General features: G+C 67.9%; 12 protein-coding genes, 3 pseudogenes and 1 riboswitch. Of the genes and pseudogenes, 6 read left to right on the top strand and 9 right to left on the bottom strand.

Features of this window, described 5'->3' with window-relative positions:
* Positions 1–107 precede the first annotated feature (107 nt).
* Positions 108–800, top strand: a complete 693-nt coding sequence (locus AB0I69_RS19935; RefSeq protein WP_363096941.1) for a tetratricopeptide repeat protein — start codon at positions 108–110, stop codon at positions 798–800.
* A gap of 181 nt (positions 801–981) precedes the next feature.
* Here the strand turns inward: AB0I69_RS19935 and AB0I69_RS19930 are convergent, their stop codons facing one another.
* The 7 genes and pseudogenes from AB0I69_RS19930 to gcvT form a co-directional block, all read right to left on the bottom strand.
* Positions 982–1,323 carry a hypothetical protein gene (locus AB0I69_RS19930; protein WP_363097134.1) on the bottom strand — a complete coding sequence of 114 codons (342 nt, stop codon included), beginning with the start codon at positions 1,321–1,323 and terminating at the stop codon, positions 982–984.
* A gap of 7 nt (positions 1,324–1,330) precedes the next feature.
* Positions 1,331–1,657 (bottom strand): annotated as a pseudogene (locus AB0I69_RS19925) (nucleotidyl transferase AbiEii/AbiGii toxin family protein); the annotation flags it as partial.
* 92 nt (positions 1,658–1,749) lie between these two features.
* Complete coding sequence (locus AB0I69_RS19920) at positions 1,750–2,364, bottom strand: type IV toxin-antitoxin system AbiEi family antitoxin domain-containing protein (RefSeq protein WP_363096940.1); 615 nt, start codon at positions 2,362–2,364, stop codon at positions 1,750–1,752.
* Between the two features lie 150 nt (positions 2,365–2,514).
* Positions 2,515–3,882, bottom strand: a complete 1,368-nt coding sequence (locus AB0I69_RS19915; protein ID WP_363096939.1) for an L-serine ammonia-lyase — start codon at positions 3,880–3,882, stop codon at positions 2,515–2,517.
* Between the two features lie 94 nt (positions 3,883–3,976).
* Positions 3,977–5,251 carry a serine hydroxymethyltransferase gene (glyA, locus tag AB0I69_RS19910; protein ID WP_363096938.1) on the bottom strand — a complete coding sequence of 425 codons (1,275 nt, stop codon included), beginning with the start codon at positions 5,249–5,251 and terminating at the stop codon, positions 3,977–3,979.
* 15 nt (positions 5,252–5,266) lie between these two features.
* Positions 5,267–5,644: a glycine cleavage system protein GcvH gene (gene gcvH, locus AB0I69_RS19905; RefSeq protein ID WP_363096937.1), complete on the bottom strand. Its 378-nt coding sequence runs from the start codon at positions 5,642–5,644 to the stop codon at positions 5,267–5,269.
* A 129-nt stretch (positions 5,645–5,773) separates the two neighbouring features.
* Positions 5,774–6,931: a glycine cleavage system aminomethyltransferase GcvT gene (gcvT, locus tag AB0I69_RS19900; RefSeq protein ID WP_363096936.1), complete on the bottom strand. Its 1,158-nt coding sequence runs from the start codon at positions 6,929–6,931 to the stop codon at positions 5,774–5,776.
* Between the two features lie 141 nt (positions 6,932–7,072).
* Positions 7,073–7,172, bottom strand: a riboswitch (glycine riboswitch).
* A 148-nt stretch (positions 7,173–7,320) separates the two neighbouring features.
* Between gcvT and AB0I69_RS19895 the strand changes: the two genes are divergently transcribed.
* The 3 genes from AB0I69_RS19895 to AB0I69_RS19885 all read left to right on the top strand — a co-directional run bounded on the left by AB0I69_RS19895 (position 7,321) and on the right by AB0I69_RS19885 (position 9,828).
* The gene (locus AB0I69_RS19895) at positions 7,321–8,001 is read left to right on the top strand and encodes an AAA family ATPase (protein ID WP_363097121.1); all 681 of its coding nucleotides are present in this window, start codon (positions 7,321–7,323) and stop codon (positions 7,999–8,001) included.
* 64 nt (positions 8,002–8,065) lie between these two features.
* On the top strand, positions 8,066–8,851 hold the full coding sequence (locus AB0I69_RS19890; RefSeq protein ID WP_363096935.1) for an enhanced serine sensitivity protein SseB: 786 nt from the start codon (positions 8,066–8,068) through the stop codon (positions 8,849–8,851).
* Positions 8,852–9,030: 179 nt separating this feature from the next.
* On the top strand, positions 9,031–9,828 hold the full coding sequence (locus AB0I69_RS19885) for an enhanced serine sensitivity protein SseB C-terminal domain-containing protein (RefSeq protein ID WP_363096934.1): 798 nt from the start codon (positions 9,031–9,033) through the stop codon (positions 9,826–9,828).
* Between the two features lie 110 nt (positions 9,829–9,938).
* Here the strand turns inward: AB0I69_RS19885 and AB0I69_RS19880 are convergent, their stop codons facing one another.
* Complete coding sequence (locus AB0I69_RS19880) at positions 9,939–10,694, bottom strand: hypothetical protein (protein WP_363096933.1); 756 nt, start codon at positions 10,692–10,694, stop codon at positions 9,939–9,941.
* A gap of 244 nt (positions 10,695–10,938) precedes the next feature.
* Positions 10,939–11,681, bottom strand: a pseudogene (locus tag AB0I69_RS19875) (hypothetical protein); the annotation flags it as partial.
* A gap of 75 nt (positions 11,682–11,756) precedes the next feature.
* Between AB0I69_RS19875 and AB0I69_RS19870 the strand changes: the two are divergent.
* Both AB0I69_RS19870 and AB0I69_RS19865 read left to right on the top strand, forming a co-directional pair.
* Positions 11,757–12,089, top strand: a pseudogene (locus tag AB0I69_RS19870) (enhanced serine sensitivity protein SseB C-terminal domain-containing protein); the annotation flags it as partial.
* A gap of 336 nt (positions 12,090–12,425) precedes the next feature.
* Positions 12,426–13,433: an ABC transporter permease gene (locus AB0I69_RS19865; RefSeq protein ID WP_363096932.1), complete on the top strand. Its 1,008-nt coding sequence runs from the start codon at positions 12,426–12,428 to the stop codon at positions 13,431–13,433.
* Positions 13,434–13,436 lie beyond the last annotated feature (3 nt).

Genomic DNA, 13,436 nt, shown 5'->3' with positions numbered 1-13,436 from the left:
TTTGTCTTGGAGCAGTAGTGGCTCGCGCTGACAGGAATAAGCTCTTGGAGCAGGCCCGCGAAGCGGTCCAGGGAATGCGGACGGGGAATAAGGAAGCGGCTCTGCGTATGCGCGACCTCTTCCCCGCCGCGCAGGAGGTCGCAGACTCGGGCGATGCGGAATTCCAGGAGTTGGTGGGTGGTATCGCGCTTGAGTACATGAAGAACCATGAGGCCGCGCACTGGTATTTCGGGCAGGCCGCGAAGGCCGGGAATCCCGCCGCGAAGCGTGGTCTCGGGTTCCTCTTCTTCAATGGCGTGGGAGTCGTCAAGGATGAGCAGAAGGGCCTTGAGCTTTTCCGGGCGGCGGCTGCGGGCGGTGATCCGGTGGCGAAATACAACCTGGCCGGAATGTATCTCAGGGGGTATGTGCTGCCGAAATCAATGGAAAAGGCGATCCCACTTCTCGAAGAGGCGTCCGCGGCCGGTGTGGATTCTGCCTCCAACCAGCTCGGAGAACTCAAACTGGCTGAGAGGGATTACGTCGCGGCGCGGCGCTACCTGGAACTGTCGGTTGAGCAGGGCTCTTACGTCGCCATCAAGGAGCTTGCCCCTATGTGCCGCGATGGTGTCGGCGGTGAAGTCGACCTGGTTCTTGCCCTCGGCTGCTACCTGAAAATGCTGACCATCGGGGATGGAGACGGTATGCACGAGGCGCACCAGTTGGCGGACCGGATGACCGACGGGGAAATCAGGGAAGCCGCGGCCTGGGCGAATCGCGCTGATGAGGGAGAGTCCCTCATCAGGCGGGCTCGCCGCTAAACGAGCAGACGGTGTCAGCAGAGACTGATTCGCTGTGCTTGTTGAGCACGGTCCATGTGGCCTGATCGAGCAAAACATCCCGGAGTGTAGGCGGCCATCACGTAACAGGATCACTCGTGGCCTGGTAATCCGTCCGCATCGGGGTCGAATTCGAAGGCTTGGCCGGTCGGCCAGGCCTGTTTCACGGCCATGTGAGGGTTGCCGCACTCCGTGTGCGGTTCGCGGTGTCGTCGTTGAGGAGGACGTCGGCGAAGGCGGTGACCTGCCGGACGACGTCAACGAAGCGTTCGGGGAAGTCAGTTGCCGCAGGACCCTGCCGACGGCGCCAGGCGATGTACGAGGTCTGGCGACGTTCGCTGAGGTCGCGGTTGTTGAGATCGCCGAGTGAGACGGCGGTGGAGAGCTTCTCTGCGATGACGGTAGCGAGCGGGTAGCCGAAGAGCTGGAAGCTTTCCGTGCTGACTTGCTGCGGGTAGTTGATGGTCTGAGATCCAGGGGTGACGGGGGTCGCCGAAGCTGGCATCCAGTTGGAGCTTGAGTCGGGCTCGGGCGACGGACGCGGCCATGGACAGACGCAGACCGTGGTACTCGTCCTCCTCGCGGATGGGCACGGTCTTGAGTGTCGCGGGATCGAATACGACTCCGTCGTCGATCTCGGTAGCGGCGATGGCCCCGATCCTGTGGACGATCTCGGTTTCGGTGCCCGGGAATGAGCGGCCGAGGATGTCGATGTCGCGGGTCATCCGGCGGGCGCCGAACTGGGCGAGGAGCAGGCCGCCCTTGAGTACGAAGTGTTCGCGGCCGAGGGGTGACGCAGCCAGGCGGTAGAGGAAGCGTTCGAGGACGTACTCGACCATGATCTCGTCTGTTGACCGGCTGGTGCGTCGGGCCAGGTTGCGTAGGTCGTTGTAGACGCGGCCGGCGGTGGTGTCACGCGCAGGGTTGGCCATCAGGCGAGCACCGCCTCAACGGCAGGGCGGATGACGGAGAGAGCACCCAACTCGCGTGCGATGTCCTGGAGTTCGCCGACGTTACGGCGTCCGCCCCGGCGCAGATAGCGGCCGAGCGCGGACAGGGCGAGGGTCTCGCCGATGCGGCTGCGGTGGCGCATCGCGTCGACGACGCTGCGGGCGGCGTTGTACACGGGGACGGTTTCTCCCGGGGCTGCTTCGAATCGTTCGACGCCGAGGGCGAAGGTCGTCGGGACGTACTGCGCCACTACGGTAGGCGGGTAGGAAATCGTGGGACGGCGGGTACCGCGCGGCACGGCGATGTGTACCGCTGTAGGGATGTCGTCGATGAGTTCATGCAGTGCCAGGGCGGACTCACCGCATACGACGGCACGCGGAGCCCGTGCGCACACAGCAAGCAGATCTGCGTGCGCGGTCTCCGGTGCGTCTGCCCGCCGATAGACCCCCCGGGAGAGTTCGTCTATCTCTCCCGCTGCGACCAAGGACGCCAGATCACGGGGGGAGAGCAGGACCTGACGTGCCTGTGCCGTCGTGAACGTGGGGGCGAGGCCGGTCAGTCGTTGCTCCAGGCGTGAGGTCTCCGCAGCACTCATGTATCGAATGGTACCCCTGTGATGGCCTTAGGGGATCGATTTGATACATCCTCGTGGTCTCGTAGGACATCCCAGGGACTTTCCGCCGCGTAAGCAGAGAAGGCCCTGACAGCGCTGAAAGACACGAACGCGCTGCTCAGGCCCCACTCCTCAGCACTCGATGATGTTCACCGCAAGCCCACCCCGGGCCGTCTCCTTGTACTTCACGCTCATGTCCGCCCCCGTCTCCTTCATCGTCTTGATGACCTTGTCGAGGGACACCTTGTGCGACCCGTCCCCCCGCATCGCCATCCGCGCCGCGGTCACCGCCTTCACCGCCGCCATGCCGTTGCGTTCGATGCAGGGGATCTGGACCAGGCCGCCGACGGGGTCACACGTGAGGCCGAGGTTGTGTTCCATGCCGATCTCGGCCGCGTTCTCGACCTGTTCGGGGCTGCCGCCCAGGACCTCGGCCAGGGCACCCGCCGCCATCGAGCACGCCGACCCGACCTCGCCCTGGCAGCCGACCTCGGCGCCGGAGATGGAGGCGTTCTCCTTGAAGAGCATGCCGATCGCGCCGGCCGAGAGCATGAAGCGGACCACGCCCTCCTCGTCCGCGCCCGGCACGAAGTTGATGTAGTAGTGCAGGACGGCCGGGATGATGCCGGCGGCGCCGTTCGTGGGGGCGGTGACCACGCGCCCGCCCGCCGCGTTCTCCTCGTTCACCGCCATCGCGTAGAGCGTGATCCACTCCATCGCGTGCGCCAACGGGTCGCCCTCCGCCCGGAGTTGGCGTGCCGACATGGCCGCCCTGCGACGGACCCGGAGGCCGCCGGGCAGGATGCCCTCCCTCGACATGCCCCGCGACACGCACGCCTGCATCACGCGCCAGATCTCCAGCAGCCCGGCCCGGATCTCGTCCTCCGTACGCCAGGCCCGCTCGTTCTCCAGCATCAGCGCGGAGATCGACAGACCGGTCTCCTGCGTGAGGCGCAGCAGCTCGTCGCCCGTGCGGAACGGGTACTTGAGGACCGTGTCGTCCAGCTTGATGCGGTCGGCGCCCACCGCCTCCTCGTCGACGACGAAACCGCCGCCCACCGAGTAGTACGTCTTGGACAGCAGCTCCTCGCCCGCCGCGTCGAACGCCCACAGCGTCATGCCGTTCGCGTGGTACGGGAGGGCTTTTCGGCGGTGCAGTTTCAGGTCGTTGTCGAAGGAGAACGGGATCTCGTGTTCCCCCAGCAGCCGGATGCGGCCCAACTCCCTGATCCGCTCGACCCGTTCATCGGCCCCCTCCACATCCACCGTGCGCGGCGACTCGCCCTCCAGGCCGAGCAGCACCGCCTTGGGGGTGCCGTGCCCGTGGCCGGTTGCGCCGAGCGAGCCGTACAGCTCGGTGCGGACCGAGGCGACGGAGTCCAGCAACTCCTCGTTGCGCAGCCGGCGCGCGAACATGCGGGCCGCCCGCATCGGGCCGACCGTGTGGGAGCTGGACGGGCCGATGCCGATCGAGAACAGGTCGAAGACCGAGATGGCCACGGTGACTCCTCAGAACGCGCAGGACAAACAAGGTGATGCAAGGGGTGGGGGTCCGCGCACACCTTCCAGTGTGCGCGGCGCCCCCGGTGGGCTGCTACAGCCCGGGATACAGCGGGTACTTCTCCGCCAGCGCGGTCACGCGGGCCTTCAGGCCCTCCACGTCGGCCTCCCCGAAGGGAGAGGGCGCCTTCAGCGTCTCGGCGATGACGTCCGCGACCTCGGCGAAGTCCTCGGCCGTGAAGCCGCGGGTCGCCAGCGCCGGCGTGCCGATGCGCAGGCCGGACGTCACCATCGGGGGCCGCGGGTCGTTCGGGACGGCGTTCCGGTTGACCGTGATGCCGACCTCGTGGAGCCGGTCCTCGGCCTGCTGCCCGTCCAACTCGGAGTTCCGCAGGTCGACCAGGACCAGGTGCACGTCCGTACCACCCGACAGGACGTCGACGCCCACGGCCTTCACGTCGTCCTGGACGAGGCGCTCGGCCAGCAGCCGCGCACCCTCCACGGTACGCCGCTGCCGCTCCTTGAAGTCCTCGCTCGCCGCGACCTTGAAGGAGACCGCCTTCGCGGCGATCACATGCTCCAGCGGACCGCCCTGGAAGCCGGGGAAGACGGAGGAGTTGAGCTTCTTCGCGAAGGACTGCTTCGCCAGGATGATCCCGCCGCGCGGGCCGCCCAGCGTCTTGTGGGTGGTGGACGTGACGACATCGGCGTACGGCACCGGGTTCGGGTGCAGACCCGCGGCCACCAGGCCCGCGAAGTGCGCCATGTCGACCCACAGATAGGCCTCGACCTCGTCCGCGATCCGGCGGAACTCCGCGAAGTCCAGCTGGCGCGGGTACGCCGACCAGCCCGCGATGATCACCTTCGGGCGGTGCTCCTTGGCCAGCTTCTCGACCTCGGCCATGTCGACCAGGCCGGTCTGCGGATCGACGTGGTAGGCGACCACGTCGAACTGCTTGCCGGAGAAGTTCAGCCGCATCCCGTGGGTCAGGTGGCCGCCGTGCGCCAGGTCCAGGCCGAGGATGGTGTCGCCGGGCTGGGCCAGCGCGAACAGGGCGGCCTGGTTCGCGGAGGCGCCCGAGTGCGGCTGCACGTTGGCGTACTCGGCGCCGAACAGCTCCTTGACCCGGTCGATCGCGATCTGCTCGGCCACGTCGACGTGCTCGCAGCCGCCGTAGTAACGACGGCCCGGGTAGCCCTCGGCGTACTTGTTGGTGAGGACCGAGCCCTGCGCCTCCATGACCGCGACCGGAGCGAAGTTCTCCGAGGCGATCATCTCCAGCGTGGACTGCTGCCGGCGCAGCTCGGCGTCGACGGCCGCGGCGATGTCCGGGTCGAGCTCGTGCAGGGGCGTGTTCAGAACAGACATCAGGTGTACGACTCCTCAGCCGGCGGAAAACGCGGTGTACTCGTCGGCGGAGAGCAGGTCGCCCGGCTCCTCCGAGGCGCGCACCTTGAACAGCCAACCCCCCTCGAAGGGGGCCGAGTTCACCAGCGACGGGTCGTTCACCACGTCCTCGTTGATCTCGGTGACCTCGCCGCCGACGGGCGAGTACAGGTCGGACACCGACTTCGTCGACTCCAGCTCACCGCAGGACTCGCCCGCGATCACCGTGGAGCCGACCTCGGGGAGCTGGGCGTAGACGACATCGCCGAGCGCGTTGGCCGCGAACTCGGTGATGCCGACCGTCGAGACGCCGTCCTCGGCGACCGACAGCCACTCGTGCTCCTTGCTGTAGCGCAGCTGCTGGGGGTTGCTCATGGCCTGAATTCTCCTGTACGCGGGGGAGTGCTGATGAATGGGGTGAAAGAGGGGGACTGCGGAAGGCGTCGGCGAACGGGGCCGATGCGCCCGACGTCACCGACGAGGCTCTACGACGCTACGACGCCTTCACTTCTGGCGCTTGTAGAACGGCAGCGCCACGACCTCGTACGGCTCGTGACTGCCCCGGATGTCCACGCCGACACCGGCCGTACCCGGCGCCGAGTGCGCGGCGTCGACGTAGGCCATGGCGATCGGCTTGCCCAGCGTGGGGGAGGGGGCGCCGGAGGTGACCTCGCCGATCACCTTGCCGTCGGCGACCACGGAGTACCCGGCGCGCGGGACCCGGCGGCCCTCGGCGACGAGCCCGACGAGGACGCGCGGCGGCTGCGAGGCGGCGCGCTCGGCGGCTGCCTCCAGGGCCGTACGCCCGACGAAGTCGCCCTCCTTCTCGAACTTCACGACCCGGCCGAGCCCGGCGTCGAACGGGGTGAGGGAGGTCGACAGTTCGTGGCCGTACAGCGGCATGCCCGCCTCCAGACGCAGGGTGTCGCGGCAGGACAGCCCGCACGGGATCAGCCCGACCGACGCCCCGGCCTCGGTCAGCGCCAGCCACAGCTTCTCCGCGTCGGCGGGGGAGACGAACAGTTCGAAGCCGTCCTCGCCGGTGTAGCCGGTGCGGGCGATCAGCGCGGGGACGCCCGCGACTGTGCCGGGTAGACCGGCGTAGTACTTCAGGCCGTCGAGGTCGGCGATGGGGGCACCTCCCGGATCGAGCGAAGTCGAGACTCTGGGGGAGAGCGACTTGAGGATGCCGGGGGACTCGGGACCCTGGACGGCGAGCAGGGCGTACGCGTCACGGTCGTCGCGGACGACGGCGTCGAAGCCGGCGGCACGCTCCACCAACGAGTCCAGGACAACCTGGGCGTTGGACGCGTTGGCCACCACCATGTACTCGGTTTCCGCGAGCCGGTAGACGATCAGGTCGTCGAGGATGCCGCCGTCGGCCCGGCAGATCATCGTGTAGCGGGCGCGGCCGACGCCCACGGAGGCGATATTGCCGACGAGGGCGTAGTTGAGGAGTTGGGCGGCCTGCGGCCCGGTGACCGTGATCTCGCCCATGTGGGAGAGGTCGAAGAGGCCGGCCTTGGTGCGGACGGCGAGGTGCTCGTCGCGCTCGGAGCCGTAGCGCAGTGGCATGTCCCAGCCGGCGAAGTCGGTCATCGTCGCACCGAGCGAGCGGTGCAGCGCGTCGAGCGCGGTACGACGGGGGGCGTTACTGCTCATCGGTCGGTCTCCCAAGGCATGACGGCGAGGTCGTTCCTCCCCATCTGTCATCGGGACCTGAGAGGTTCGCCATGACCGCACGGGTCACGGGTTGCACCTTGGGTGGGACCGCCGGGCGGGCGGTCCGCTTTTCAGATGTGCCTCGCCCGCGCGGTAACTGGGCCTGAGAGATTCAAGGGAGGGACTTGCTCCTTCGGCGCCCCAGAAGACGTACGACTGGGGACTCTCCCGCGCGGATTCAAGCGGCCGGTATGCAGTTGGCGGGCACATCATCGCACAGCCTTTGTAACAGGCCTGTGGCCGGAACCGAACTGAACTGCGAGACACCGTGCATTACCTTCTCTTTACGTTCAGTGGGGAGAACCTTTCCTGACCCCGCAGGGAGGACGATCACGGTGACAAGGACCACGGTGTACGCCACGACCTCGGCCGTCGCGCTGCCCAGGCAGCCCGCGGCCCCGGCCCGGGAGGCGTGTCCGGTCCGGCCGGCACCGGTCGTCCGCGACCTGCGCGAGCGCGCCGGGCACAGTCCGCACGGTCTGCGCTTCGGCCCCCGCGACCTGGTCGTGGTCACCGGCCTGCCCGGCAGCGGCAAGTCCACGCTGATGCGCCGAGCGGTGGCGGGCAACGGCATCCGCGTCGACAGCCAGGACACCCGCGACCACTGGGACGCCCGGATGTCCGGCATTCTCCCGTACGCGATCTACCGCCCCCTGGTCCGGCTCGCGCACTACGCCGGACTGCACCGCACCCTGCGCTCCGCGTCCGGCGCCGTCGTGCACGACTGCGGCACCCAGTCCTGGGTGCGCGGCTGGCTGGCCCGCGCGGCCCGCCGTCGCGGCGGCACCCTGCACCTGGTGTTCCTCGACGTCAGCCCGGACACCGCGCTCGACGGCCAGCGCGAGCGCGGACGCGGAGTCTCGCGGTACGCGTTCCTGCGCCACCGCCGGGCAGCCGCCCGGCTGCTGCGCGCCGTGGAGCGCGGCGACCTGCCGCGGGGCGTCGGCTCGGCGGTCCTGTTGGACCGGGACGCGGCGGACGTGCTGCGCCGGATCGACTTCGCGGACTGAGCCGCTAGCCTTTTCAGCCACAGCAGGGTTACAGCAGGCGGTTTGACCAGCAGGCGGTAGGTAGATGGACTTCCCGGCGGACTTCCCCGGACAGGCGTACCCCCACCCCCATCCGCACGGCGGATGGCCCGGCAACGAGCTGGAGGAGGTGCTCTCGGTCTCCCTGGGCCTGCCCTCGGCCGGCGGCCGGATCATCGAGGTGCTCGGCCGCAGCTTCATCTGGATCCCGCTGCCCAGCGGCGGCGGCCCGATGAGTGGCCCACTGGACCTGCCCACGCTGGAGATCGACGGGCAGGCGTACGTCCCGGTCTTCAGCTCCGAGGAGCAGTTCCGCCAGGTCGTCGGCACGCATCTGTCGTTCACGATCGCGCCCGCGGTCGAGTTCGCCCGCGGGCTGCCCCCGCAGGTGGGCATCGCGGTGAACCCGGACGGCGTGGTCGGCGTACCCCTCCCGCCGCCTGCCGTGGCCGAGCTCTGCCGCATCGGCCGTACCGCCCTCGACGGTCCCACGAGCGGTGGCCGCGTCCGCCTCTTCGAGCCCGACTGGCAGGACGACCCGGTCGACTTCCTCGCCGCGGCCTCCGCGGAGTTCGCCGCCATCGGCGTGGTCGGCACGGCCCGCCGCTGCCTGGCCGCGATCGAGACGGCCGACCCGGTGATGTTCGTGGGCGTCGAACTGACCAACTGGGACGGCGACCTGAGAGCGGCCCCGATGGACGCCCTGGCCCGAGCGCTGGGACAGGTGACGGTGCAATGGCAGGTCAACCTGGTCCTCTTGGACGTAACGCAAGACCCGGTAGCGGACTGGATGAGGCAGACGGTACGTCCTTTCTATACACAGGGTCACTAGGAAGTCGGCCTAGGGGCCACCCCCCAGGGGCGCGGGGCTGTGTCGATTTGCGGCTCCGCCGCGTGGGCGCACCCAGCCACACGCGTCCTGCACTCGCCAACGGAGACCCGGCCCCCACCCATTGGGCGCTTAAGCTGGTCTCCAACGCAGGGCAACCAACCAGAAGGGGGCGGTACACGTTGAGCGCCAGCGGCAGCCGCACCGCGACCGGCCAGGTCGAGCACATGCTGCGCCAGGTGACGCCCGGGCGCTACGACGCCTACGAGGCGCTCCTGCGCGCGCTCGCGACCCCCCACTCCGGTCAGATCTGGATGCTCCTGTGGCACGGCCAGTCCGGCTCCCCGGACGCCCAGTACGGAAACATGCAGGTCGACAGGTACGGCTACGCCCCCTGCGTCACCTCCGCCCAGGAGCTGTCGGCCAGCGGCTGGAACCGCTCGTACGAGGTGGTCGACGGCCTGGACGTGGCCCGCACCCTCTACCCCGACCACTTCGGACTCTGGCTCAACCCGCACGCCCCCGGCGGCGGCCTCGGCATCCCCTGGCTCGACCTGCGCCGGATCGCCACCGGCCTGGAGCGCCAGCCCGCGGGACCGCTCAGGCTGTCGGAGCCGGCGATCGACGTCTCGCAGTTCTACGCCCTGCTCACGCAGAACGCCCACCGCACCCCGGCGGTCCGCACCCTCCGCCGCGCCTGGGTGCAGCCCGCGCTCGGAGCGCCGTATCTGGCGATCGGTCTGGATGTCTACGACACCAGTCCGCCCGCCGTGGACTCGGTGCGCGCGATGATGCAGCAGTCCATCGGCGTGGTCCCGGACGGGCTGCCGGTGTCGACCGTGGCGATGTCCGACGAGTACGACCCGGTCGCGCTCTGGCTGCGGGCGAACGCCCGCCCGTTCTACGACCGTGAGGCCCACGCGGCGCCCGCTCAGGTGTCGACGCCGGGTGGATATGGCTATCCGCCTCCGCGGTACTGATTCGTCGGCGGACGCGTCTGTCGCGACCGTGAAAACGATTGGGCCCGCTCTTTGAAACAGAGCGGGCCCAATCGGTGTTTCTGACGCGCGCTTAGACCATCACGAGTCTCTTACTTCGGAGTCGGAGTGCAGGATTCGTTCTTGCTCTGGCACGAGGCGAAAATCGGGTATGCGGTGATGGCGTGCACGGTGTTCGACTTCACCTTCACCACGCTGCAGTTCGCCTTCTCCACCCACTTGGTGGTGGTGAAGGGTGTGTACTGGACCTTCGGCTGGACGTATCCGTAGTAATGGCCGGCTACCGGCAGGGCGAAGGAGACGCTGTTGTCTTTCTTGGTCGACTTGGTCACGTTGTACGCGTAGCTGCCGTCGACCTTGATCTTCATGATCTTTTTGATCTCCCAGTCAAGACTCACGCCTACCGAGAAGGTGTGGGAGGTCTGGCGTACTGTGCTGAAGGCCAGGGTGTAGTTCAGCGTGGCCTTGGACGAACTGCTGTTGTACGCGCCAACGCGGTCGCCGATCGCCGAGTAGTACGGCTTGCCCGCCTTCTTGACCGTGTACGTGATTTCTCCGCCCGGGCAGGACATCGGACTGTTCGAGCCGGATGCCGCCGCGCTGGCGGCAGGGGCCATGGCGACCGCGCCCATCATGATGGCAGCCAGAGCAATTGCCGAATGGGTGGTTCTCTTCACGCGAAGTGACATTCGTGTTTCCCCGTTTCTCGGCTTGTCGGACGGCGTGTCATGTTGTCTGTCGCCCGGCAATTCCTGAGCGGCGAGCAGATTGCTCTCCGCCGATGGAGAAGAAGCTATCGGGCGAAAATAAAAGGTGGCAAGCGGATTCGAACTCTTCCCGGCGGCCACCCTCAAGCGACGCTCAAATTCCGCTTTCCCTCGATATGGCATGGCTCGGGGAATGTCTCTGATGTCCGTCCTGTGGGTCGGGAGGAAGGCGGCTTCTTGTCGTGAACTGGACATCGCGGTTCGTGGTGTGACGTGCATCACGCCGCCTGGCCTCGCGTGCTGCTGGGGCGTGCACTGCCGGGTCGGTCGCGCGGTCGGCCCTTGGTGGGGTGCCCCTATGACTTTGGTCAAGGGGTGGTTGGGGTGGGTGGTAGGAGGTGCCGTCGCGGAGCATCGCGAAGAGCATGTCGGCTCGGCGTCGGGTGAGGCGGAGGAGAGCGTGGACGTGGTGCTTGCCCTGGGCGATCTTCCGCGTAGTAGGTGCGGGAGGCCAGGTCGGACAGTGCGACGAACGCGGAGAGGTAGAAGGCCCGCTTGACCTGTTTGTTTCCCCGTCTGGAGGGTTGTTCGCCGCGGTCGAGGACCCGGAGCTGCGGGTGGGACGGTCTGCTCGTCCAGTGCGGTGAAGACGTCGTCGATCAGACGCTCGGCCAGGCGGGGTGCCTTCGGGTGGATCAGAGTGACCGGTGGTCGGCGTCCGGCCTTGCGGATCGGTGCCGGTGAGCCGAACTGGTCCAGCATTCTGAGGACGGCCGGGTGCTGCATGCGCGGACCGATGACTCGTTCCAGGTGCGGGTGGACCTGTGTGAACAGGCGCCGCGCGGCCGGTTGGAGAGGCTACGCCGCATCGTTGATCCGGGCAGGTGGGCGACATGGCAGCCCAGGTCACGTGCGATTGCCGGCGACAGTGCCCCGATCGATGCCACTTGGTCGACGAGGGCAGGGGCGAGGAGGGTGCCGTGCCTGGCTTGCAGCTCGGCCGAGACTTCGCGGAGCTTTGGTTCGCTGCTGGGCGGTCTACGGTCGAAGGTCTTCTTCCCTGCCGGGGTGTTCGCCCTTGCCGACATCCGGTCCGAGGTGGAGGTCGATGTCCCTGGTGTCGATCATCTCGTGGTTCCATCGGTGCTGGGGGCCACGAAGACGGCAATGGGGGTGTCCTGCCCGACGGGCTCGCACGTCTCGGGTGGCAGCGTCGGCATCTCCTGGCTCGACCTGCGCCGGTTCGCCACCGGCCTGAAGCGCGGCCCGCGCTCGGGGCGCCGTATCTGGCGATCGGTCTGGATGTCTACGACACCAGTCCGCCCGCCGTGGACTCGGTGCGCGCGATGATGCAGCAGTCCATCGGCGTGGTCCCGGACGGGCTGCCGGTGTCGACCGTGGCGATGCCCGACGAGTACGACCCGGTCGCGCTCTGGCTGCGGGCGAACGCCCGCCCGTTCTACGACCGTGAGGCCCACGCGGCGCCCGCCACAGGCGGGTGGGTACGGCTACCTACCCGTCCGTGGTGGATACTGACCTGGCGAGTCCTCTTCCCTGCTTCTCCGCAGATTTTACGTCGACGACACATTTCTTCGCGCGTAGATCGCGGTCAGGTGCCCTAATTGGCGCCGAACCGGTGTTCTGTCCCAACTGCCCGGCGTCCGGGAGGCGTTACCCGTTGTCCGTATAACGGAACCCTCCAGCCCGCATCACGTTTACGCATCCATTCACCGCCAAGTCTGGCAGCAGATCACCAAAGCGTTGAAGACTCCCGCACCAGGGGCCGTTCGCCCCGATGTACGACGGACTGATCATGCCGCCACAGCGGCAAGTGTGGGCCGGCTACCGCCGGTTGAGAGGGGTCCCTGCCAGATGACGGCACCATTGCACGAGCCGACCGCGGAAGCGGCCCCGAGCGCGGCCGAAGAAGCGGCGGCTGCGACCGCTGGCGACAAGGCCGTGCAGGGACGTTCCCTGGGCCGGATCGCCTGGGAGCGCCTCAAGCGCGACAGACTCGCCCTCGCGGGCGGCATTGTCGTGCTCGTCCTCATTCTGGTCGCAGTTCTCGCCCCGGTGATCGCCAACCTGATCGGGCAGGATCCGGACACCTTCCACGAGAGCCTGATCGACCCGCTGTTCGGCACCCCCAAGGGGTCGCTGGGCGGCATCAGCGGCGACCACCTGCTGGGCGTCGAGCCCGTCAACGGCCGCGACATCTTCGCGCGGATCCTCTACGGCTCCAGGATCTCGCTCCTCGTCGGCTTCCTGTCCGCGATCGTCGCCGTCGTGCTCGGCACGGTTCTCGGCATCCTGGCCGGCTTCTTCGGCGGCTGGGTCGACTCGACGATCAGCCGTGTCATGGACGGCCTCCTGGCCTTCCCGCAGCTGCTCTTCATCATCGCGCTGGTCTCGGTGATGCCGAACGAGATGCTGGGCCTGAGCGGGTCCAACGTGCGTGTGTTCGTGATGATCCTGGTCATCGGCTTCTTCGGCTGGCCGTACATCGGGCGCGTGGTGCGCGGACAGACCCTCTCGATGCGTGAGCGCGAGTACGTCGAGGCCGCTCGCTCGCTGGGCGCCGGGCGCTTCTACATCCTGTTCAAGGAACTGCTGCCCAACCTGGTCGCGCCGATCATCGTGTACACGACGATGATGATCCCCACCAACATCCTCACCGAGGCGGCACTCAGCTTCCTGGGTGTGGGCGTCAAGCCGCCCACGTCCTCCTGGGGGCAGATGCTCTCCACCGCGATCGACTACTACGACTCGGACCCCATGTACATGGTCGTCCCCGGCGTGGCGATCTTCATCACCGTTCTGGCCTTCAACCTCCTCGGCGACGGCGTGCGGGACGCGCTGGACCCGAAGGGTTCCCGCTGAACC

Source organism: Streptomyces sp. NPDC050508, from assembly GCF_040655155.1.
Classification (GTDB): domain Bacteria; phylum Actinomycetota; class Actinomycetes; order Streptomycetales; family Streptomycetaceae; genus Streptomyces.
The sequence above is the reverse complement of the archived record's forward strand: the minus strand, read 5'-3'. Positions and strand labels throughout refer to the sequence as shown.

Coding starts and splice junctions, on each gene's coding strand:
- gcvT (WP_363096936.1), bottom strand. CDS start 6,931: ATGAGCAGTAACGCCCCCCGTCGTACCGCGCTCGACGCGCTGCACCGC.
- AB0I69_RS19890 (WP_363096935.1), top strand. CDS start 8,066: ATGGACTTCCCGGCGGACTTCCCCGGACAGGCGTACCCCCACCCCCAT.
- AB0I69_RS19920 (WP_363096940.1), bottom strand. CDS start 2,364: ATGAGTGCTGCGGAGACCTCACGCCTGGAGCAACGACTGACCGGCCTC.
- AB0I69_RS19930 (WP_363097134.1), bottom strand. CDS start 1,323: ATGCCAGCTTCGGCGACCCCCGTCACCCCTGGATCTCAGACCATCAAC.
- gcvH (WP_363096937.1), bottom strand. CDS start 5,644: ATGAGCAACCCCCAGCAGCTGCGCTACAGCAAGGAGCACGAGTGGCTG.
- AB0I69_RS19865 (WP_363096932.1), top strand. CDS start 12,426: ATGACGGCACCATTGCACGAGCCGACCGCGGAAGCGGCCCCGAGCGCG.
- glyA (WP_363096938.1), bottom strand. CDS start 5,251: ATGTCTGTTCTGAACACGCCCCTGCACGAGCTCGACCCGGACATCGCC.
- AB0I69_RS19935 (WP_363096941.1), top strand. CDS start 108: ATGCGCGACCTCTTCCCCGCCGCGCAGGAGGTCGCAGACTCGGGCGAT.